Raw genomic sequence first — 5,260 nt, forward strand, 5'->3', positions numbered from 1 at the left:
TAATTTTTTAAGGTTTTTAAAACCATTAGATGAAAATATTTGTTTTGATTTTCTAGAACCAATAATTTTAAATATTTTGTCCAACATAATATAATTTGGGTCGTTTTTATCAAAATTTAAGTTATGCAACATTTTAATCGTCAAATATATATTTGTTGCACTTATTATTTAAATTTATTGGTTTAAACGACCTTTTTTTATTAAATTACTAATTTTACAATTGTATTATTACAAAACAAGAATATACAATAATTAAAAATATAAAAATAAGAAAAATGAGGGCTCAAAAACAAGTCAAAAATTCAGGCCCCTAAAATTTATTAACTATTTATTCTAAACTTAAACTAGAAATTCTTATTTAATTTTTAAGTTATTTTAAACTTTTTATTGAAGATATAAATTAAAATTTTATTAAAATTTAATTTACTAATTTATTGAAATTTATTAATTTTAGAATAAATTATAATAATTAATATTTCTCTTTTATAGTATTTCATATTAAATTTGTTAAAATTTTAGAATAAACTTTTGATTTATAGTGTTAAATATTATTTAGATTTTTATAAAAAATAGATTTAATAGACTCTAATTTTAATAATTTATTGGTGTTTATTTAAGATAGCTTTTAATTTAAAGATGGTCTATTAACTTATTGGGTTTATTTGAGATAGTCTTTAATTTAAGATATTTTATTTAATTTATTGGGGTTTATTTGAGATAAATCTAAAAAATATTTTAGAAAAATTAATTTTAAATAAAATTTTAATATAATCTATTTTTTTAAAATATTTATTTCTAAATATCATTTCTTATATCTTATAAATATTGACTTGCTACAATAGATTGTCCTAAAGAAACAGATCCATCACCACAACAAGAATTATTATGTTGTATAAAATTATAACCTGCATTTTCAATTATTTTCTTACAAGTTAATGTAATTTCTTCATTGTAGAAAACACCACCTGTAGCACCAATATTTTGAATATTTTTATCTTCTGCAGATAATATTGCCATTTTACTAAGACCTTCTGCTACAGCTCTTTGTGCAGCAGATGCAATTTCTTTTGTTTTTTCATTTTTATTTTTAAGATTAATTACTTCTTCTAAAATACTTGTTGTGTCTAAAATATATCTATTATCTTTTTTACTAATATTTACTGGAATATTTAAATCATAATTAGCACCATATGCTGCAGATTCTAGTTTCATACTAGCTTCTCCTTCATAATCACGTGTTCCACAAATATTTAATGCAGCAGATATTGAGTCTAATACTCTTCCAGTACTTGTACTTATTCCAACATTAATGTTAGAATCTATTTGTTTTACAAGATTTTTAATTTCTACTGAACCATATTTGAAATATTCTTGGTAATCTTTATTCATTAGTTCAATGATATCTTCTGAATTTGTCTTTTCATTATTTAATAATATAGACATTAACATTCTTGCCGGATATTTAGTACATAAATCTCCACCAGGCATCTTTTGTTCTTGAAGTGAACCAAGTCTTTCATAATTTTTAATATTTGTATATAATATTTCTCCACCCCATGCAGTTTTATTATCACCATAACCTACTCCATCAGCTGCAATAAATATTAATTCATCAAGATTATTATCATTTGCAAGATTTATTCCATGTGCATGATGATGTTGTACTGGTATAAGAGGAACATTAAATTTTTTAGAATATTCTTTTGCAAGTTTTGTTGTAAAAAATTGAGGATGCATATCACATGCAATTAAGTCAAAATCTTCTGTTTTTGTAATACTCATCATATGTTTAATTGCATCTTGTAAAAATTCATATGTTTTATATTTATTTGTGTTACCAATATGTTGTGATACATATCCAAGACCATGATTTAAAATTGTAAATGTTACATCAAGTTCAGGACCAAGTGCTAATATATTTTTATTATTTATATTTTCATTTAGTGCTTTAATTTTACTTGCTATTTCATATGGTTCTGGTGTATATCCTCTTGACCGTCTTATAAATGAAAGTTTATTATTTCTATATTTAATAACAGAATCATCACATCTATTGATTATTTTTCTATTATGTATTAATGCATAATCATATATTCCTTCAAGATTATTTAAGATACTTTCATTATCAATCATCATAGGTTCTCCAGGAATATTTGCAGAAGTCATAATATATGCTAGATCACCATTTATCTTTTCATTTTCAATAAACATAATATGATGTAAAGGAGTATAAGGTAACATCACTCCTATTGTGTGTAATCCAGGTGCAACTGAATCTCCAAGATTGTAATTTTTATTTTTTTTACATACTACAATTGGTCTTTGTCTTGAATTTAAAGTTTTTTCTTCAAGAGGACTGATTTTTGCAAATTCTTTAGCATTATTAATATTATGTGACATTACTGCAAATGCTTGTGAAGGCCTATTTAGTCTAGATCTTAATTTTTCTACAACTTCGTTATCTGTTGTTTTACAAACAAAATGTGTTCCACCAATTCCTTTTAATGCTATTATATTTCCTTCATCAAGTAATTTTATAGTTTCTCTAATTAGATTATCACTTTTAATTATATTTTTTTCTGAATCATATAATTTAAGTGAAGGTCCACATTTAATACAGCACATGGCTTCTGCATGGTAACGTCTATCTAATGGATTAGTATATTCTTTTTTACATTCTTCACATAATGGAAATTCATCCATACTTGTTTTATCTCTATCATAAGGTACAGTTTCAATTACTGTAAATCTAGGTCCACAATCACAACAAGCATTAAATGGATAATAATATCTTCTGTTATTTGGATTAGTAATTTCTTCAAGACACCTATCACATGTTGCAACATCTGGTGGAATAACAGAACTTCCACCATATGTATCAGAACTTTTAAGTATTTTAAAATCAGTATATTTTTTATTAGTTTCTATCCATTCGTTTTCAAATTTTTCTATTTTAGCTATTGGAGGAAGTTCATTAAAAAGTATTGTTCTAAATTTTTCTATGTCTTTTTTATCTCCTTGTAAAATTATTTCTACAATATTTCCAAGGTTTCTAATACTTCCATTTAATTTTAGTTTACTGACTATTCGATATACTGTTGGTCTAAATCCTACTCCCTGAACTATTCCTGAAACTAAAATTTTACTTGTTACCATTATTATCACAAATTTATTTCTTAGTTATTTTAATCTAATATTTGTATTATATATTAATTTTAATTATAGCTATTTTTAATAATTTAATATATATCAATAAATTATTAGGTATATATTATAATTAATGTAGTAGTAGATATATTAAATTATTCTTTAATTTTTTTATTCATTAAAAATTTAAATCTATTATAGCTATTAAATAATATAAATTAAGTTTTTTTTTTAAAAATTTATTTTTTTATAAATTAAAATAAGATTATCTTTTAATTTTATTATTTATGTAAAATTTTAATATACTATTAATGTATTATATTATAATATATTAATATTTTATAATTTTAAGGGAAAGATAATATGAGGGAAATTCTAGAAGATTTTCAAAAAGGTAAGTTAAGTATAAATCAATGTGAAAATCTATTAAAATCAAATGAGATTATGGAATTAAATAATGTTGCTAAATTAGATATTAATAGAAAAGCTAGAACCGGATTTCCTGAAGCAATTTTAGCAGAAACTAAAGATTATGATGATTTGTTACTAATAATTAATGGCTTTTTTAAAAATTCTCATGATGATAAACTTTTAATTACTAGATTATCTAATGAAAGATATTTAAAATTAAAAGAAGATATTAGTTACTTAAAGTCTGATGGGCTCTTTTTAAATTATAATAAGAAAGCTAAAATTTTGATTATTAAAAAAGATAATGAAAAACCTAAAGTTAATTATAATTATAAAGTTGGAATAATAACTGCAGGAACTTCTGATATTCCTATTGCAGAAGAATCTAAGGTAATTTTAGAAGAAAGTGGTGTTTCTGTATTAACAAGTTATGATATTGGTGTTGCTGGTATACATAGATTATTTCCAAATTTAGCAGAAATGATTAAAGAAAATGTTAAAATTTTAATTGTTTGTGCAGGTATGGAAGGAGCATTACCTTCTGTTATTGCAGGTTTAGTTGATATTCCTATAATTGCTGTTCCTACTTCAATTGGATATGGTGTTGGTCAAGGAGGTATAACAGCATTAAATGCAATGTTACAATCATGTGCTCCTGGAATGTCTGTTGTTAATATTGATAATGGTTTTGGTGCAGCAGTTAATGCTTTAACTATTTTAAATACTTTTGATAAAAAATAAATTAAACATAATATTTAAATATGAGTTTTATTATACTTAATATAATATTTATTGTTATTTTTTTTAGAGTTTATCATTTTTTTGGGGAAGATTTAATTGATATTCGAGGAATTTAATCCTAAGATCCATAATGTTCATCAAGTTGCTGATCTTATATTTGAAATCGATTTAAGAGTACTTAAAAAATTATTTAATACTAAACAAGAAGCGGTTTCAGCTATTGAAAATAAATTATTAGCAAAATATCCTCATGTTGATGATTTTTTTAAATTCTATGTAATTTATAAAAAAGAGGATCCTTCTAAAATACTTGCAATATTACTTATTTCTAAAGGTAAAAACATCAATTATCTAAATGATTCTGTTTTTTTATTTAAAAAACTTAAATTTATGCAAGCATTTCACTTTTCTGAACAGAATTTTATAGATAAATTTACATTATCTCATATTAAAGATAATGATTTTTATATTGCAGAAATTGCTACTAATAATGCTGAAAGATGTCAAGGTGTGGGACGTGCAGTAGTTCAGCATGCTATAGAACAAGCAAAAGAACAAGGATTTAGTCGTGTAGTGATTGATGTTGATTTTAAAAATTCTATTGCTCATAAATTATATGAATCTTTAGGTTTTAGAGTATATGATAAAAAATCATTTAAATTTGCAGGTTATGAAAAAAAGATGTATAATATGGAATATTTAATTTAATTTATATCTTAATTATTTTCTAATATTTTTTGAATTTAATATTTTTATTTATTAATTTAATCTACTTTTATTTAATTTATAAGTTTCAAATAACTTATTAAATGATATTATTATTTTAAACTCTTTAAATCTTATTTTTTATAATTTTAAATAATATTTATACTTTAAATTTTATTTAATAAAGTTTTTTTTTTTAAAAATTAGGATGTTTCAATAAAATCTATTTTATTTAATTTATTTTTGTTTTTTTTTT

General features: G+C 22.3%; 3 protein-coding genes and 1 pseudogene. 2 read left to right on the top strand and 2 right to left on the bottom strand.

Annotation, left to right across the window (positions count from 1 at the left end; all coding sequences use genetic code 11):
- Window positions 1-132 (bottom strand): annotated as a pseudogene (locus tag T523_RS09050) (IS5-like element ISMefo1 family transposase); the annotation flags it as partial.
- Between the two features lie 684 nt (window positions 133-816).
- Window positions 817-3,156, bottom strand: a complete 2,340-nt coding sequence (gene hypF / locus T523_RS06605; protein ID WP_042708164.1) for a carbamoyltransferase HypF — start codon at window positions 3,154-3,156, stop codon at window positions 817-819.
- Window positions 3,157-3,510: 354 nt separating this feature from the next.
- On the opposite strand from hypF, the gene larB reads away from it, so the two are divergent.
- Both larB and T523_RS06615 read left to right on the top strand, forming a co-directional pair.
- Window positions 3,511-4,299: a nickel pincer cofactor biosynthesis protein LarB gene (gene larB / locus T523_RS06610; protein ID WP_042708165.1), complete on the top strand. Its 789-nt coding sequence runs from the start codon at window positions 3,511-3,513 to the stop codon at window positions 4,297-4,299.
- A 96-nt stretch (window positions 4,300-4,395) separates the two neighbouring features.
- Window positions 4,396-5,007 (top strand): GNAT family N-acetyltransferase, encoded by a 612-nt coding sequence (locus tag T523_RS06615; protein ID WP_042708166.1) that lies wholly within the window; start codon window positions 4,396-4,398, stop codon window positions 5,005-5,007.
- Window positions 5,008-5,260 lie beyond the last annotated feature (253 nt).

Origin of the sequence: Methanobrevibacter wolinii SH, assembly GCF_000621965.1 — an archaeon.
Classification (GTDB): domain Archaea; phylum Methanobacteriota; class Methanobacteria; order Methanobacteriales; family Methanobacteriaceae; genus Methanarmilla; species Methanarmilla wolinii.